The organism is Hanstruepera flava (genome assembly GCF_023634025.1).
In the GTDB taxonomy this organism is placed as follows: Bacteria; Bacteroidota; Bacteroidia; order Flavobacteriales; family Flavobacteriaceae; genus Hanstruepera; species Hanstruepera flava.
The window spans coordinates 796,497-813,419 of record NZ_JALJCW010000001.1; the positions used below are offsets into that span (position 1 = coordinate 796,497).

Genomic DNA, 16,923 nt, shown 5'->3' on the forward strand with positions numbered 1-16,923 from the left:
CGAAAAATCCGTGCAAATTTACGAATTAAATACGCATACTTCATAATAATTATTGGAGAAATTTATTGAGTCAAAATCTGTAATATCTTAATTAAATTTCAGGCACAAATTTTGATTATATTTATGCCTCAAAACAAAATGTATGCTATTTAGATTTTTTCTTGCACTAGTTGTCTTTACAGTCTCAATTAGTATTTCTGCTCAAGTTGAGCACGAAAAAAGCCCTCCAGACATGATTAAAACCGTTATGTTTAGAGGCTCAAACACACAAGAAAGTCAATTGCCGTTAGTAGAATTAGGCGACCAGTTATTGCTCGAATTCGATGCCTTAAATGGAAATGAAGATGACTTCTACTACAAAATAGAACATTATAACTTTGATTGGACTCCATCGCAGCTCATGAAAACAGAATATATGGACGGATTTGATAATCAACGTATTCGTAATTATGAAAACTCATTTAATACCTATCAAATTTATTCACATTATATGCTGCGCATACCTAACCAATGGACAAGAGGTTTAAGAGTATCGGGCAATTATATGATCAAGATATTTAACGATATGGACGAATTGGTATTTTCAAGAAAATTTCTAGTTCATGAAAACCTATCCAACGTTGGTGTTGTTGTAAGACGTTCGCGCGACGTCAAGTACATTAATGAAAAACAAACCGTAGATATAGTTATCAATTCTGGTTCAATACAATTTAACAACCCTCTGCAAACCGTAAAAACCCTTATTGTTCAAAACAATAATCTTAACACAGCCATTTCTAATGTTGGCCCTCAATATACCATAGGAAAAGACTTGATCTTTAAATACAATAAGGAAACCAGTTTTTATGGTGGAAATGAATATTTTTATTTTGAAAACAAAGATTTAAGAGGCGCAAATTCTACGGTTCAATTCATAAGCCTAGCTGATTTATACAATACCTATTTATTCGCTAATGTCCCACGGTTTAATCAAGTTTATACTTACAACCCTGATATAAATGGTAATTTTGTGGTTACGGCCTTATATGTTGAAAGACCCTGGATTGAGGCCGACTATGCTTGGGTACATTTTGCATTGGCTATGAACGAACCTATTCCTGGGAAATCTGTTCATATTTATGGCAATTTTAATAATTATGCAATAGAAGAAAGCACCAAACTCGAATTTAATGCCGACCAAAAATATTACGAAACCAGCTTATTGTTAAAACAAGGGTTTTACAATTATAAATATGTAGTAGTTGATGATGCTACTGGCAAATTAGACGAAGGCGCCATAAGTGGTAATTTTTGGCAAACCGAAAACGATTACAAGGTCATAGTTTATTATCGTAACCTTGGCGCACGATACGACAGAATTATCGGTTACGGAAGTGCGCTTTCGATTGATATAACCAATTAGTCACCCTGTTTATCGAGTATATTTGTTAATTTTCCTACTTTACAATTTAAATTTATTATTTTAGCTGAATAGCAATCCCACTGTTTATACAGTAATAATTATGGTCCAACAAGTAACAAAAGGTATAAAAATATCTGTTGAGACAAATTTTGAAGGTACTTTCTATAAGAATTACCAAATGCAATTTGCTTATGGATATAAGGTCACCATTGAAAACCAAAGTAAAGATTCGGTTCAATTGGTTGCTAGGCATTGGGTTATACAAGATGCTTTAAACAATATTGAAACCGTAACTGGAGAAGGTGTTATTGGAAAAAAGCCAGTATTAAAACCAGGCGAGTCCCATACATATACTTCAGGTTGCTTACTTACCTCTCCATTTGGAGCCATGAGTGGTCATTACAACATGATTAACTTTACCACAACTAATAAGTTTCAAGTTGCCATACCTAGCTTTAAATTAAGCGCTCCTTTTGCCTTAAACTAACTTTTCCCTTAAAATAAATCTGTACGTGTTATTGTTTTGGTTTATGTGAAAGAATTTACAATTCGAGTAATGAATAAATTCGAATGGCTCACTATGTTTAAATTCTGAATTACTAGAAACGTAAAGCCCTTCTACATCAATACGACCATTGGGTGCTATTCTACGATATCTAAATTCGTTTATTACATCTGTTGTATATATTTCAAACCAGGCACCAGCCGCAATACCACTTAACCATTGTGCAGATAAGTGCTTTTCTGTATTTTCTTTAGGCAGAACAGTGCCCACATAGTTAGGCTCAAATTGTTTTAACCTATCTAAAAAACACGTTCTATTTATTTGCCCTACGGAACCATGAAACTCTGATATATAACCAGTTTCCGAAACCCTATAAACGGTTTTATGGCTATCAGCCAAAACCACATTCCCTACCGTACTGGGTGTGAACCATTTTGAACGCACCAGTCGTCTTTTAATTTTAGAATTTGTAACCGAAGCAATTAATGTATCTGTAACAAAACGTGCACAATTACAAGCATCTGTCACAAAAGCTGCATATCGAATAAAATGCTTATTCTGCATATTTGAAATATGAGCCCTAGCGACTTTATAATTTATTTCAGAACATACAGATGCATATAACGTTCCATCACCATGTGTTAATTTAGGATGTGTTGCCAAAAACCGTAAGATATCATCCAAGTTACCAATTTTATCATCCGAAATTTCAGCATTTAAAGGAAAATCCAATTCATGGTCGGTATCCTTTCCACGAACCCGACCATTAGGTTCAGGCGTGATATAACGACCAAAGTCGTGATACTCCAATTCTCCAGTTCTCTTATTGATTAAAACCAATGCAGCATGCCCTGCCCGAACATGGGTTTTATTACCTATACCTAAATATTTTAAATACGGCGAATACCATTCTTCAGCATGTAGCACGATGGTTTCTGGGAAAGCTAGCGTTAAAATAAAAGCGTCGTTTTTCATTAAATGGACGATACTTCGTTTAAAAATTTTACGGATTGCTCATGGGTAGCCAAATCTTCATAATCCATTGAAACTTTAGCATCTTGTTTTTCAACTTTAGTGATACTGGTAGTTTTCACAAAGCCTCGATCCATAATAACACCGTAATCAACATTTCCACTTCCTGCAGTTCTGTGAAAAACACCGAGAGTTTCAATATTAAGTTCGTGTTCAGATTTAAACTTTTTAAACCATTCTTTGCGCTCAGTTCTCATCTCTCTATTGTAAAGTGTTGATGAAGACCAAATATGAGGTTTTTGCTCCAAAGCTTTAAAATGTTTTCGCTGACCATCCCAAACCAACTCATAAAATTTAAGGTTTTTACTCCAATCAACTATAATCATGGTAAATGGTTCAATATCCAACAAATCATATTGACCTACAGCATCTTCAATAGTATTAGCAGACAAGAGGTCCTTAACAACTATTCCCCTACTATGCCTGTAACTTGCCTGTCTTTGGTGAATATCAAACCCACCATTCAATAAGCAAATAAGGCGTTGTTTTTCGCTTAAGCCAATCCAAGTCCCGCCAGATTCCACATCTTCAGGATAAAGAAGCTGTGCATTTTTATAGTTATAAAATTCAGGTGATTTAGAAATTCGTGAAGGCGCTTCGTCTCTATTTGAATATAGTACAAAGTCCTCTTTACCTATTGGTGTTAATGTTACTGTACACATAAATGCAGTAGTCTTCTTTTACGATAGCAACTTACAAAAATTCAAAAACTTTTAACGTGCTTTTAAGAGGCTTTCTTTCAAAAAAATAGCCAAAAAAATCGTAACTTTGCAGCTCGAAATTTATACTAATTGTAAAAATAAAACACCCATGGGAAAAGGATTTTTTAATGTACCAATAGCTGTTAACGAACCTGTTATGTCTTATGCTCCAGGTTCACCAGAACGTGAAGCAGTATTGAAAGCATATAAAGACATGTTTAACAGTAAAATTGATGTGCCAATGTACATTAATGGAAACGATGTTAAAACAGGAAACACACAAACCATGTCACCTCCTCATGATCATCAACATATTGTGGGAACTTATCATACAGCTGAAAAATCGCACGTTGAAGAAGCTATTGCTACAGCTTTAGAGGCTCGTAAAACCTGGTCTCAATTACCATGGGAACAACGTGCCGGTATTTTCCTTAAAGCTGCCGAACTAATTGCAGGACCTTATCGCGCAAAGATTAATGCAGCTACCATGATAGCACAGTCAAAAACCATTCACCAAGCTGAAATTGATTCGGCTTGTGAGCTAATAGATTTCCTACGCTTCAATGTTCAGTTCATGACCGATATTTATATGGAGCAACCAGAAAGCACTAGTGATGCTTGGAACCGCATTGAATATAGACCGCTTGAAGGCTTTACTTATGCCGTAACACCATTTAACTTTACCGCAATTGCAGGAAATCTCCCAGCTTGTATGGCTTTAATGGGTAATGTTGTCGTTTGGAAGCCAAGTGATAGTCAAATTTATTCTGCTAAAGTAATTATGGATGTCTTTAAAGAAGCTGGTGTTCCAGACGGCGTTATAAATGTTGTTTTTGGTGATCCAGTTATGATTACAAACACGGTTATGGCTAGTCCAGACTTTTCCGGATTACATTTTACAGGCTCTACATTTATCTTTAAAGAGCTCTGGAAACAAATAGGAAATAATATTCATAATTATAAAACGTATCCAAGAATTGTTGGTGAAACTGGTGGTAAAGACTTTATCATTGCACATAAATCAGCGAATGCCAAACAAGTAGCAACAGCAATTTCTCGTGGTGCTTTTGAATTTCAAGGTCAAAAATGTAGTGCAGCTTCTCGTGCCTATATTCCAAATAATTTATGGGATGATGTTAAGAACTATGTAATTGAAGATGTAAAATCATTCAAAATGGGCTCTCCTGAAGATATGAGTAATTTCATTACAGCTGTAATTCATGAAGGTTCTTTCGATAAATTAGCTAAATATATTGATGCTGCAAAAGCTGATACCGATGCAGAAATTATTGTTGGTGGAAATTACGATAAATCTAAAGGGTATTTTATTGAACCAACAGTTATTCTTACAAGCAATCCAAAATACGAAACAATGTGCACGGAGTTGTTTGGGCCCGTAATCACTATTTATGTCTACGATGCCGATAAATATTCTGAAACATTAAAGTTAGTTGACGAAACTAGTGAATATGCTCTAACTGGCGCTATTCTCGCAACCGATCGTTATGCTATTAATGAAGCAACAACAGCCTTACAAAATTGTGCTGGAAACTTCTATATTAATGACAAACCAACTGGAGCTGTAGTAGGCCAACAACCATTTGGTGGAGCCCGAGCTTCTGGAACAAATGACAAAGCTGGTTCTGCACAAAACTTGTTACGTTGGGTATCTCCTAGAATGATAAAGGAAACCTTTGTTACACCAACAGATTATCGCTACCCATTTTTAGGTTAACAATTTGTTATTAAATACATTACGCAAAAGCTACTCAAGATTTGAGTAGCTTTTTTTATAAAAAAACATTACTTTTATAGAGCAATCAATTAATCAACCCATGAAAAAAATTACTTTATTATTTGTTTTAATTATATCAAGCGTACTTTATGCACAAACACCTGGTGGAGAAAGTGCCATTACTACAATAGATGCAACTATTCCGTACCAAGGTTTTGGAGAGCCTTCGGCATTATTAGGTTCGGGTGAATACAAAATATTTTATGATAACGTAGATGGTGTGTTAGACAAGCCCATTATTTTTGTTGATGGCTTTGACCCTAACGACTCACGCGACATAGACTCCATGTACAGTTTATTGGATTATGGCAACTCCAATGAAAATTTAGGAGACATCGTACGAGATGAAGGATACGATTTAATTGTATTGAATTTTCCAGAAGAATATTTAAGCCCTACAGACGGCACAACATTAATTAGAGGTGGTGCTGATTTTATTCAAAGAAACGCTTATATTTTAGTTGAACTAATTAATACCATTAACCAAGATAAAGTTATGGACGCCGAACAGAATGTTGTAATTGGGCCAAGTATGGGTGGGCTAATTTCAAGATATGCATTAACCTATATGGAAAGCCAAACTTTAGATCATGATACAAGATTATATATTTCGTTTGATTCTCCACACCAAGGCGCACATGTCCCAATTGGCATTCAGTATTTATTCAATTACATGGTTAATGGTGATCCAGGTATTTCAGAAGCCGAACCTCTTGTTTCCGGGTTATTAAATAGTGCTGCTGCTAAGCAAATGCTAATCGACCACTATTTAGCACATGTTGATGGTTCAGGATACAATCAAGCAGCCATTACACACACCCCTATTGGAGCACCAAATTTTAGAGATGCTTTTCAAACTGAATTAGACGGTATGGGGTTTCCTCAAGATTCAAGGAATGTCTCAATAACAAACGGCAGTGGGTCTGGACAAATGACTGGTACTCCTGGTACCGAATTAATAAACCACACTTTTGATACAGGAGCTGCTGATGTTCCTCCATTTGGAACCGTAAATACAAGAGCCATTATTACAGTTAATTTTGCGCCATTAGCTAGCCAAAGCATTGTAGTTACAGATTTTATAGGGCAAGCCGAAATTATTATTCCTGGCAACTGGGTTACTGGTTTTTCGTATAATGCTTCCGCTGAATCAACTGCATCATCTGATGGACTAGATAACGCTCCTGGAGGTCAATTTGATTTGTTTTCTTTTGATGATGGCACAAACCCAATTATTACTGAATTCGTTCAAAATTTAAATGAACAATATTTTGATTTCATTCCAACCTTAAGTGGCTTGGCTATTAGTTCAGAACCCAATTGGTATGCTACTCCAGATATTAATGATTCGCCTTTTGACAACACTTACATTCCGGTGATCAATGAACCTCATGTTACATTAACAGATGGAAACGTTGCTTTTGCTTTAGCTGAAATACGCGGTGAAACATTAGGAATAACTGACAATTCACTAATCAACTTTGAAATTAAGTTACAACAAAATCCAGTTGAAGATCAAATTACAATATTAAGCGAAGGTGTTTATCATGAGTCTTTGATATCAATTTTTGACATGACCGGAAAACAAGTTTTTAAAGAAACAATTACGTTAAATAATAGAACCAGTATTCCAATAAATCTTTCATTAGGAGTTTATGTTTTAGATATACAAACTAAAGAAGGTGGCAAGTATAAATCGAAGATAATAGTTAATTGAGGTCGCGTTAGTTTTATGATATAACATTAATGAAAAAATTCCTGTTATTTTTAAAAAAGGAACTTATTGACATGCTACCGCCTACCATATACTTTTTGGTGGTTTTTCATATCCTGTATTTTATAAAGTCGCTTATTGCCGATGAGTATGGTGTAAGTATAAGTTCGTCAATTGTTGCTACAATAGGTGCTTTGATTGTCGGTAAAGCCATCTTAATTGCAGACAGCTTAAAAGCTTTGAAACTATTTGAAGAAAACAATTTAATCCATCGAATTCTTTGGAAGGTATTTATTTATGGAATATTTGTTTTTATATTTCGGTATTTAGAAGAAATAATTCCTCTTATCTCAAAATATCAATCATTTTTCCAGGCCAATAAGAATTTAATACATGAAATTAAATGGTCTCAATTTTGGATCATTCAAATTGTCTTATTTATCTTCTTGACGATATACGTTTCATACGTGGAGTTGATCAAAATAATTGGAAAAGAGGAATTTTTAGAACTTGTTTTTAAAAGAAAAAAAACTTAACCTTTAAATTTAATTGGTAAGTGAACCACTTTTTTTGTATCAAAAAAATCCTCCGTGTAAAAGTCAGAGATATTATAAATAGTCGCTTTAGAATAATTTTGAAGCTCCTCACTTAAATCTCCACCTTTAAGATATAAGATACCATTTTTCAATTCGTGATTTTGTTTTTTGGCAACTCTGCCCTTTATCCAATGTACGAATGTTGGCATGGCTGCCACTGCACGACTTACAATAAAATCATATGTATCGTCTATATCCTCAACTCGAGAATGGGTGGTTTTTACATTTTCAAGCCCCAAACCTTCTACAACTTCATCAACAACTTTTAACTTTTTTGCAATACTATCTACCAAATGAAAAGAACATTCAGGAAACAAAATAGCCAATGGAATACCAGGAAAACCACCTCCTGTACCTACATCCATTATTTTTGCTCCATCTTTAAACCGAATAACTTTCGCAATGGCTAATGAATGTAAAACATGGCGCAAATACAACTCATCAATATCCTTTCTGGAAACTACATTAATTTTTAAGTTCCAGTCTTGATACAAGGCTTCCAACTTTTTGAATTTATCAACTTGATCTTCAGTTAAATCAGGAAAATATTTTAAAATAAGCTGCATGTTTTTTACTTTTCCACAAAAGTAGCACAAATATTGTGGACATTTTATGAAATCTTTACAAAGATAACTCTGTTAATTATTTATATTTGGCACCATATAATGATTTAAATTTTTAATCGTTATAAACATTTAATAGCATGAAAATGACACAGCAAACTTTAACCTTTTCGAAATCGGATCCGGCTAAATTTTTTAGAACGCTAAACAAACGCGTTAACAACTATTTTAAAGAAAATAACATTAAAAAAACAGGTAATTGGAAGCTTTACACCAAAGCCATAATTATGTTTACTTTATTACTTGGCCCTTTAGTTTTATTACTAACCCTTGACTTACCTACTTGGCTTCAAGTTATCTGCATGATGACAATTGGAGTTGGAATGGCTGGCGTAGGTATGAATGTTATGCATGATGCCAATCATGGCTCATTTTCGAGTAAAAAATGGGTTAATAAATTAATGGGTAGCAGTATTCATATTTTAGCAGGAAATGATTACAATTGGAAAGTTCAGCATAATGTTTTACACCATACCTATACCAATATTCAAGGTCATGATGAGGATATTGATGCAGGTAGAATTATTCGCTTCTCAAAACATGCCAAATGGTTTAAAATTCATAAGTACCAAAGGTTTTACGCCTTCTTTTTATATGGGCTACTTACAGTAAATTGGGCTATAACTACAGATTTCAAACAAACTTACCAATACTTAAAAAGGCGGTTGTCTTATGGCGAATTCCCAAATCCAGCAACGCAATGGACAAAATTAATTATTGGTAAAATTTTATATTATGCCATTTGGGTGGTTTTACCGCTATCGCTAGGTTACTCATGGTGGCAAGTTTTAATTGGATTTTTTATCATGCATTATACAGCAGGAATTATCTTAAGTGTGATTTTCCAATTAGCGCATGTTATGCCCAATACCGAGATGCCATTACCAGACGAAAATGGCAACATGAAAAACACTTGGGCTATTCACCAATTATTTACAACTTCGAATTTCTCACCTGAAAGTTGGATTGTAGAGTTTTACACTGGAGGTTTAAACAGACAAGTGGAGCATCATTTATTTTCAAATATTAGTCATATTCACTATAGAGATATTGCTAAAATTGTAAAAGAAACTGCTAAAGAATTTAGCTTGCCATATAACGAATACCAATCTATTTGGACAGCAATTGCCGAACATTACAGACAGCTAAAAGTTTTAGGTAGAAATCCGCAATTAGCATAATAACCGTAGTAATTCGAAATAACTAACCACATGAGCCTACTATCAGATAGAGTTTTAAATATGTCTACATCTGCCACTTTAGCTATGGCAGCAAAAGCAAGAGAATTACGTGCTGAAGGTAAAGATATTATAGGATTAAGTTTAGGCGAACCTGATTTTAACACACCAGACTATATAAAGGAAGCCGCCATTAATGCCATTAATGATGATTACAATTCTTACACACCAGTTGATGGTTATGTTGACCTAAAAGAAGCTATAATAAAAAAGTTTAAAAGGGATAACAATTTAGATTATACTTTACCCCAAATTGTTGTGTCAACAGGAGCAAAACAGGCATTATATAATGTTGCTCAAGTACTCATAAACCCAGGTGATGAAGTTATTTTACCATGCCCTTATTGGGTAAGCTATTCCGATATTGTTTCTGTTTCTCAAGGAATTCCGGTAGAAGTCAAAACCACAATCGATACCGATTTTAAAATGACTCCTGAACAATTGGAAGCCGCTATTACACCAAAAACAAAAATGATTTGGTATAGTTCGCCTTGCAATCCAAGCGGATCGCTTTATAGTAAAAAAGAATTACGGGCATTAGCCGACGTTTTACAAAAGCACCCAAATATCTATGTCGTTTCAGATGAGATTTATGAGCATATAAATTTTACTGAAAATGGACATGCAAGCATGGCTGAATTTAGCGATATGTTTGATAGAACCATTACTGTAAATGGTGTATCTAAAGCCTTTGCCATGACAGGCTGGCGTATTGGTTATATTGGCGCGCCAACTGAAATAGCTAGAGCTTGCAATAAAATGCAAGGCCAGATTACCAGTGGAGCCAATTGTATTGCCCAACGTGCCACCATAACTGCCTTAAATGAATCGCCAACTCGTGTAAAATATATGATAGATGAATTTAAGGTTCGTCGTGATTTGGTTTTAAAACTTCTTGAGGATGTTCCAGGCTTTGTAAACAACACTCCAGAAGGTGCTTTTTACGTATTCCCAAATGTATCGGCTTTCTTTGGAAAAACATTACATGGAAAAACCATTAATAATGCAACTGATTTCTCTCTTTTCTTATTGGAAGAAGCTTTAGTAGCTACGGTAACTGGCGATGCCTTTGGAAATCCTGATTGTATACGTATTTCTTATGCAGCTAGTCAAGAACAAATTATTGAAGCAATAAAGCGTATTAAGGAAGTTGTTAGTTAAAACCAATAAAAATTAAAGCCACTATCAAGTGGCTTTTTACTTTAAAAAAAGTAGATAAACACACTTATAACCAATATCATTAACATTCCAAAAACAATCAAAATCCTTGTTCGCTTTTGTTTGTTTTCATGTTTTAAACGTAATCGTATTTTTTCTAAATCCGCTTCTGTAGCTGAATTTTTAAATTCGAGTTTACTTCTACTTCTTCCAGATAATGTGTTTTGCAATTTGTCTCTATGAGACATTAAACTCTTATTATTCTTTATTGCTGTTATAGCAGATTGTACTACTCCAAAACTCATTGACCTTGTTTTTTAATTCAAACCTGTAACTAGAATACATAACCAAAATTTAAATATCATTTCGGTCACCTAACATATAAAAGATAGTTCTTGAGAATACGCTCAAAAGACAATCAGTTAACAATCCGAAAAAAGCGCTTTATATATTAGTAGTAAAATCTTACAAAATGTTACAGGTGTAATATTTCAATGAGAAGTTAAATGAAATTCTTTTTAAAAAAGAAAGAAGAATAACCCCAAAAAAGCTGAAACCCTAATAGCGAATTCAACACCAGAATTCGTGTTAAACAAATAGCTTTTTGCTAATTGCTTCTTACCAAAAATAGAATTAGAATCCAGGTTATCGTAATTGTGTACTGCAGCCATTTTATAATTAGAAATCAAAATCCCTGAAGGTTTATCTAAAATTGTTTTAGTTTCATCTAAAAGAAGGGATTCAGGTTCCTGTTGTGTGGTTATAGTATTCATAATAAGTATTATTTTTTGATTGATTGTACTATATAGACGAGCAATTCGAAAAAATGTTACAGTAAATATTATTCCAGTACAAAGCGGCTACCTATTACGCCAAAAGAAAGGTGTTAACAATATGAGAACGGTAAAAAGCTCAAGCCTACCTAGCAACATTAAAAACGCACTCCACCATTTGCCTAAATCTGGTAAGGCTGCATAATTATTTACAGGACCAAAATCGCCCAAAGCTGGTCCTACATTACCCAAGCTTGAAGCTGCAAGACCTACAGAAGATTCAAAATTGATACCAAACATTGAAAAAACCAATGCTCCAATGATAAAGGATAACATGTACAAAATAAAGAAAGCAAGAATATTAAAAACAATATCACCAGAAACCGATTTGGTATTATAACGTACAGGCAGAATAGCATTAGGGTGTAATGAACGTCTAAATTCTACAAATCCATTTTTTATCATTAATAAATGCCTTACCACTTTTACACCTCCAGATGTACTTCCTGCTGAACCGCCAAGAAACATTAATCCAAAAAAGAATACTACCAAAAAGGGCGTCCAAAGTGTGTAATCAGCAGTAACAAATCCTGTTGTAGTAATTATAGCCAATACTTGAAAAAGCGCATGCCTAACAGCACTTTCTCCCTCTCCCCAAACCATAGGGTGTTCAATAGATGATATGGAATGGTCGGCCTTAAAGTAAATTATAAGTGAAGCAATAATAGTAAAGACAATTATGAATTTAAAATAAAGTTTAAACTCTTCATCTTTAATAATTTTTTGAACTTTTCCCTTAAACGCAAAATAACTTAAAACAAAATTGGTTCCTGCCAAAAACATGAACACTATAATAATATACTGAATAACAGGTTGGCTATTCCAATGGGCTATACTTGCATTTTTAGTTGAAAACCCTCCTGTTGAAAGCGTACACATAGCATGGTTTATGGCATCAAAAAAGGACATTCCGGCTACTTTAAGCAATATGGTTTCTAAAGCTGTGTAGCCAAAATAGATCAACCATAATCTTTTAGCCGTATCGGTTATTCTTGGATGAAGTTTATCGGCATTGGGTCCAGGTGCTTCGGCAGCAAACATTTGCATACCCCCTATTCCTAAAAGCGGCAAGATAGCTACTGCCAAAACTATAATTCCCATACCGCCTATCCAATGGGTCAAACTACGCCAGAAAAGCACTCCATAAGGCACCGATTCTATATCGTTTAAAATAGACGCTCCAGTGGTAGTATAACCAGACATAGTTTCAAAAAAAGCATTTGTAAACTCTGGAATTACTCCTGTTAACACATAAGGCAATGTACCTGATAGTGCCATTATTATCCAACCAAAAGTTACAACAATATAACCTTCGCGTTTATTCATTTCTTTTTTATGGTCTTTAGTTCTAAACATAACTAAAGTACCAATTGCCGATGTAATTATGCCGCCAAGTAAAAGGTTAGCAGTAACGCCATCTTTATAAATGAAACTCACTAACGAAGACAGCAATATAAAACCTCCATTAAATAGAAGTAAAAGTCCTAAAAAGTGAAATATGATTTTATAATTAAGTCTCATTTTAGAGGAAAAGCTTTTCAACATGTTCTATAGAACGAGGCAAACCACAAATAACCACACGATCACCTTCTTGTATTTTAAAATCACCAAGGGCTATATATCCAATATCATCACGAATAACACCACCAATAATTGCAGAACGCGGAAAACCAACATCTTTAATAAGTTTGTTACAAATTGTAGAACTGGATTTAACCTTAAACTCTAAAAGTTCGGCATCCATGTTGTTCAACTTCGTCATAGCAACAACATCGCCTCTACGCACATATCTAAATATATTATTGGCAGCAAGCAGTTTTTTATTAATCAAGGTATCAATACCAATTGATTGCGATAATTCAAAATAGTCCATGTTTTCAACTAACGCTATTGTCTTTCTTACATTTTTAGACTTCGCAACAAGACTAGACATAATATTAATTTCGCTATTACCAGTAACCGCTATAAAAGCATCCATTTCACCAATACTTTCTTCATCTAACAAATCAACATTACGACCATCACCGTTAATCACTAAAACATTTGGCAATTCATCTGCTAAATCAAATGCACGAGCCTTGTCTTTTTCAATAAGTTTAATATTTAAATGACTATTTGCTAAATCTCGGGCAGTTTTATAACCAATTTTACTTCCTCCAAGAATCATAACATTCTTAATTTCGGTATTAATTTTACCGGTTATTTTACATAACTCTTCGGCACCACCTTCAGATGTGATAAAAACGACATGATCACCTTCTTTTAATTGTGTGTCACCTCTCGGAATAATGGTATATTGTGTTCCAAAACGTTGAATGGCTATAGGTACAAAGTGAATTTCAGGAAATATTCCTGCAGCTTCTTTAACAGTTTTACCAACAAAAGCCATGGTTCTAGACAAGTCTAAACCAACCATAGTTAAGGCGCCATCTTCAAAAGCATACGTATCACTAAAAGCCGATTGGTCCAACAGCAATCTAATTTCAGCAGCAGCTAATGCTTCAGGAGAAATAAGCTCATCTATACCAAACTTGGTGAACCCAACCTCGTCTTTGTAATGAATAAATTCCGTGTTAGAAATTCTAGCAATAGTACGTTTGGCTCCCAACTGTTTTGCCAATACACAAACCGTAATATTTGTAGTTTCAGAAGACGTCACAGCTATAACCAAATCACTCGATTCAACACGTCCTTCCTTAAGTATGGCAATTGATGTAGCATCGCCTTTTATGACCTTGATATCTAAATGATTATCTGCGTAAAGCAAACTATCTTTATTGGTATCTATTAAGGTTATTTCTTGAGATTCAAAAGACAATAATTTTGCTAAATGAAATCCAACTTCACCAGCACCAGCAATAATTATTTTCATGTGTAGTAAACTAAAAAGCAGTACAAATATAAGCCAAAAAATACGATTCACCATTAATTATGGAGCGATTATAATTATTTGCCAACTAGTTGCTTAATGCCTTATGAAAAGTTTATATTTGCCAAAATTTAAGACTTTGTCGAAAGTAAAACCATATAAAGACAGTAAGCTAGGTAAGAAAGAACAGGTTACCAAAATGTTTGATACCATTTCTGAAGATTACGATGGCTTAAACCGTGTTATCTCATTCGGTATTGATGTTTCATGGCGAAAAAAAGTAGTAGCGCTTGTTGGCGAAAAAAAACCAGAATCTATTTTAGATATTGCTACGGGAACGGGCGATCTTGCCATTCAGCTAGCCGAAACCAAAGCCACCAAAATTGTAGGCTTAGACATTAGTAGTGGTATGCTAAACGTTGGCAAACAAAAAATAACCAAAAAAGGATTAGACCAAACTATAGAAATGGTTTTGGGCGACTCTGAAAATATGCCTTTTGAGGATAATACTTTTGATGCCATAACTGTAGCTTTTGGCATAAGAAATTTTGAAACCTTAAATAAAGGCTTGGCCGAAATCTATCGTGTGCTAAAACCAAATGGCATTTTTGTGATTTTAGAAACTTCGGTGCCTACAAAAACACCTTTTAAACAGGGCTACAATTTTTACACAAAATACGTTTTACCCAAAATTGGAAGGTTATTCTCTAAAGACAAAAATGCTTATAAATATTTAAGCGAATCGGCATCTGTTTTTCCATATGGTGAAAAACTAAACAATATTTTACGTAAAATTGGGTTTATTAATGTTACTGATTTACCACAAACTTTGGGAGTGGCAACAATTTATACAGCATCAAAATAAATATATGAGACAAGTCGTATTACTTTTTGCTTTTCTATGCTTTGCGCAAACATCTAATGCACAGCTTTTTAGTAAAGAAAAAATTAGAAACCTAGAAAATGAAGACAAGAAAAGATTGTCTTGGGGTTACTATTTAGGTTTCAATAATATGGACTTTAATTTTGATTATAATGAAGACAAACCTGATATTCTTGTAGATAAAAGCGTTGGTTTTAATGTTGGTTTAATTGGTAATTTAAGAATTATGGAATATATAGATTTGCGCCTAGAGCCTGGTCTTACCATAACAACCAGAAACCTTACTTACGACGAAAGCTATTTTGATGGTATTGAATATACAGAGTCGGATTTAATGCGAGAAGTGAAATCGACTTACATATATATTCCGTTATTAGTTAAATTTTCATCAAAACGGTTAAACAATTTTAAACCGTTTGTGGTTGGCGGAATATCTACTGCAATAAACCTATCCAGTAACGAAAAAAACCCAGACGACAATAGTTCTGGGCAATTTAGAACCAAAACCAATATGTTATTTTACGAAGTTGGTTTTGGAGTTGATTTTTATTTAGCATTCTTTAAATTCACACCATCTATTCGAGGGGTTTTTGCTATTAACGATGAAGTCGTTCCTGATGTAGATCCAAATAGTCCATGGACTGGTAATATTAATTCAATGAAAACCCGAGGTGTTTTTATAAACCTTACTTTTCAATAGAATTTCTCTTAAATTCGCTTAACAATATAGCCGTTGCTGTAGCCACATTTAAACTTTCTGTAGCTTGCAATGAGCCAAAACGAGGAATTGAAATTCTTTCGGTTACCAATCTTTCTATAGAACGTGATATACCGTTGGCTTCATTACCTAAAACAAGCACGCCCTTTTGGGGTAAATTATATTGGTAAACATTTTTACCATCCATAAAAGCACCAAAAACCTGTGAATCATTTTCACTAAAAACTTGTTCTAAATTGGTATATGTAATATTCACTCTTGTGATTGAACCCATGGTTGCTTGAACAACTTTTGGATTATAACAATCAACCGTTTCGCTGCTGCATACCAAATCGCGAATACCAAACCAATCGCACAAACGAATAATAGTGCCTAAATTACCAGGATCCCGAACATCATCTAAGGCAACTATTAAACCATAGTGGTCTATAGGTAATATTTCTGGCATCTTAAAAACGGCCAATGCTTTATTAGGTGTTTTTAAGAAACTTATCTTTTTTAATTCCGTTTCAGATATGATTGCTTTATTATTGGCATCAATATTGCAAGATTCTGTTACATATAATTGATGTAAATCAAAATGTGACGCTAAAAGTTCAGTAATGGTTTTAATGCCTTCAGCAACAAATAATTGATATTCGTTTCTAAACTTTTTTTGCTTTAAACTCTGAATTAGTTTAATTTGATTTTTCGATATCATACAAACATTTTGCGTTAGTTGTTAAATTGGATTTGGTAAATAGAGATGGTTTACATTGAGTTAAAAAACACAAATCAATTTAAATATATATTTCAATTGAAATAATGTATTTTTGAGAAGGCTAATACAAACCGTATTTTATTCTCTAAAATTTAA

The 16,923-nt window shown here is 34.0% G+C and carries 17 protein-coding genes; 9 read left to right on the top strand and 8 right to left on the bottom strand.

What is annotated here, in order from left to right; translation table 11 throughout:
* Positions 1 to 142: 142 nt before the first annotated feature.
* Positions 143 to 1,402, top strand: a complete 1,260-nt coding sequence (locus MTX13_RS03800) for a type IX secretion system plug protein (RefSeq protein ID WP_250433054.1) — start codon at positions 143 to 145, stop codon at positions 1,400 to 1,402.
* Between the two features lie 100 nt (positions 1,403 to 1,502).
* The gene (gene apaG / locus MTX13_RS03805; RefSeq protein WP_250433055.1) at positions 1,503 to 1,889 is read left to right on the top strand and encodes a Co2+/Mg2+ efflux protein ApaG; all 387 of its coding nucleotides are present in this window, start codon (positions 1,503 to 1,505) and stop codon (positions 1,887 to 1,889) included.
* Here the strand turns inward: apaG and MTX13_RS03810 are convergent.
* Positions 1,881 to 2,882, bottom strand: a complete 1,002-nt coding sequence (locus MTX13_RS03810; RefSeq protein WP_250433056.1) for a DUF6695 family protein — start codon at positions 2,880 to 2,882, stop codon at positions 1,881 to 1,883. The two genes, apaG and MTX13_RS03810, sit on opposite strands and share 9 nt — an antisense overlap.
* Positions 2,882 to 3,601 carry an NRDE family protein gene (locus MTX13_RS03815; protein ID WP_250433057.1) on the bottom strand — a complete coding sequence of 240 codons (720 nt, stop codon included), beginning with the start codon at positions 3,599 to 3,601 and terminating at the stop codon, positions 2,882 to 2,884. Before MTX13_RS03815 ends, MTX13_RS03810 begins: the two co-directional genes overlap by 1 nt.
* A 148-nt stretch (positions 3,602 to 3,749) precedes the next feature.
* Here MTX13_RS03815 and pruA point away from each other — a divergent pair, with 148 nt between their 5' ends.
* From pruA to MTX13_RS03830, 3 genes are all read left to right on the top strand, one after another.
* Positions 3,750 to 5,375 (top strand): L-glutamate gamma-semialdehyde dehydrogenase, encoded by a 1,626-nt coding sequence (gene pruA, locus MTX13_RS03820; RefSeq protein WP_250433058.1) that lies wholly within the window; start codon positions 3,750 to 3,752, stop codon positions 5,373 to 5,375.
* A 100-nt stretch (positions 5,376 to 5,475) separates the two neighbouring features.
* A complete protein-coding gene (locus tag MTX13_RS03825) occupies positions 5,476 to 7,152 on the top strand; it encodes a T9SS type A sorting domain-containing protein (protein ID WP_250433059.1) in 1,677 nt (558 codons plus the stop codon).
* 29 nt (positions 7,153 to 7,181) lie between these two features.
* Complete coding sequence (locus MTX13_RS03830) at positions 7,182 to 7,685, top strand: hypothetical protein (protein ID WP_250433060.1); 504 nt, start codon at positions 7,182 to 7,184, stop codon at positions 7,683 to 7,685.
* On the opposite strand, the gene rsmG is transcribed toward MTX13_RS03830, so the two are convergent.
* Positions 7,682 to 8,311, bottom strand: coding sequence for a 16S rRNA (guanine(527)-N(7))-methyltransferase RsmG (rsmG, locus tag MTX13_RS03835; protein WP_250433061.1), 630 nt, complete (start codon positions 8,309 to 8,311; stop codon positions 7,682 to 7,684). The genes MTX13_RS03830 and rsmG overlap by 4 nt on opposite strands.
* Before the next feature lie 143 nt (positions 8,312 to 8,454).
* On the opposite strand from rsmG, the gene MTX13_RS03840 reads away from it, so the two are divergent.
* Together MTX13_RS03840 and MTX13_RS03845 are read left to right on the top strand one after the other, a co-directional pair.
* On the top strand, positions 8,455 to 9,549 hold the full coding sequence (locus MTX13_RS03840; RefSeq protein WP_250433062.1) for a fatty acid desaturase family protein: 1,095 nt from the start codon (positions 8,455 to 8,457) through the stop codon (positions 9,547 to 9,549).
* Between the two features lie 30 nt (positions 9,550 to 9,579).
* On the top strand, positions 9,580 to 10,767 hold the full coding sequence (locus MTX13_RS03845) for a pyridoxal phosphate-dependent aminotransferase (RefSeq protein ID WP_250433063.1): 1,188 nt from the start codon (positions 9,580 to 9,582) through the stop codon (positions 10,765 to 10,767).
* 41 nt (positions 10,768 to 10,808) lie between these two features.
* Here MTX13_RS03845 and MTX13_RS03850 read toward each other — a convergent pair whose 3' ends face one another.
* The 4 genes from MTX13_RS03850 to trkA all read right to left on the bottom strand — a co-directional run bounded on the left by MTX13_RS03850 (position 10,809) and on the right by trkA (position 14,469).
* Positions 10,809 to 11,069, bottom strand: coding sequence for a hypothetical protein (locus tag MTX13_RS03850; RefSeq protein WP_250433064.1), 261 nt, complete (start codon positions 11,067 to 11,069; stop codon positions 10,809 to 10,811).
* A gap of 213 nt (positions 11,070 to 11,282) precedes the next feature.
* A complete protein-coding gene (locus MTX13_RS03855) occupies positions 11,283 to 11,537 on the bottom strand; it encodes a hypothetical protein (protein WP_250433065.1) in 255 nt (84 codons plus the stop codon).
* Positions 11,538 to 11,624: 87 nt separating this feature from the next.
* A complete protein-coding gene (locus MTX13_RS03860; protein WP_250433066.1) occupies positions 11,625 to 13,118 on the bottom strand; it encodes a TrkH family potassium uptake protein in 1,494 nt (497 codons plus the stop codon).
* 1 nt (position 13,119) lies between these two features.
* Positions 13,120 to 14,469 carry a Trk system potassium transporter TrkA gene (trkA, locus tag MTX13_RS03865; protein ID WP_250433067.1) on the bottom strand — a complete coding sequence of 450 codons (1,350 nt, stop codon included), beginning with the start codon at positions 14,467 to 14,469 and terminating at the stop codon, positions 13,120 to 13,122.
* A gap of 136 nt (positions 14,470 to 14,605) precedes the next feature.
* On the opposite strand from trkA, the gene ubiE reads away from it, so the two are divergent.
* Entirely contained in the window at positions 14,606 to 15,331 is a 726-nt protein-coding gene (ubiE, locus tag MTX13_RS03870) for a bifunctional demethylmenaquinone methyltransferase/2-methoxy-6-polyprenyl-1,4-benzoquinol methylase UbiE (protein WP_250433068.1), read from the top strand.
* Between the two features lie 4 nt (positions 15,332 to 15,335).
* Entirely contained in the window at positions 15,336 to 16,049 is a 714-nt protein-coding gene (porT, locus tag MTX13_RS03875) for a type IX secretion/gliding motility protein PorT/SprT (RefSeq protein ID WP_250433069.1), read from the top strand.
* Here the strand turns inward: porT and MTX13_RS03880 are convergent.
* Positions 16,036 to 16,767: a TrmH family RNA methyltransferase gene (locus tag MTX13_RS03880; protein ID WP_250433070.1), complete on the bottom strand. Its 732-nt coding sequence runs from the start codon at positions 16,765 to 16,767 to the stop codon at positions 16,036 to 16,038. The genes porT and MTX13_RS03880 overlap by 14 nt on opposite strands.
* Between the last annotated feature and the right edge of the window lie 156 nt (positions 16,768 to 16,923).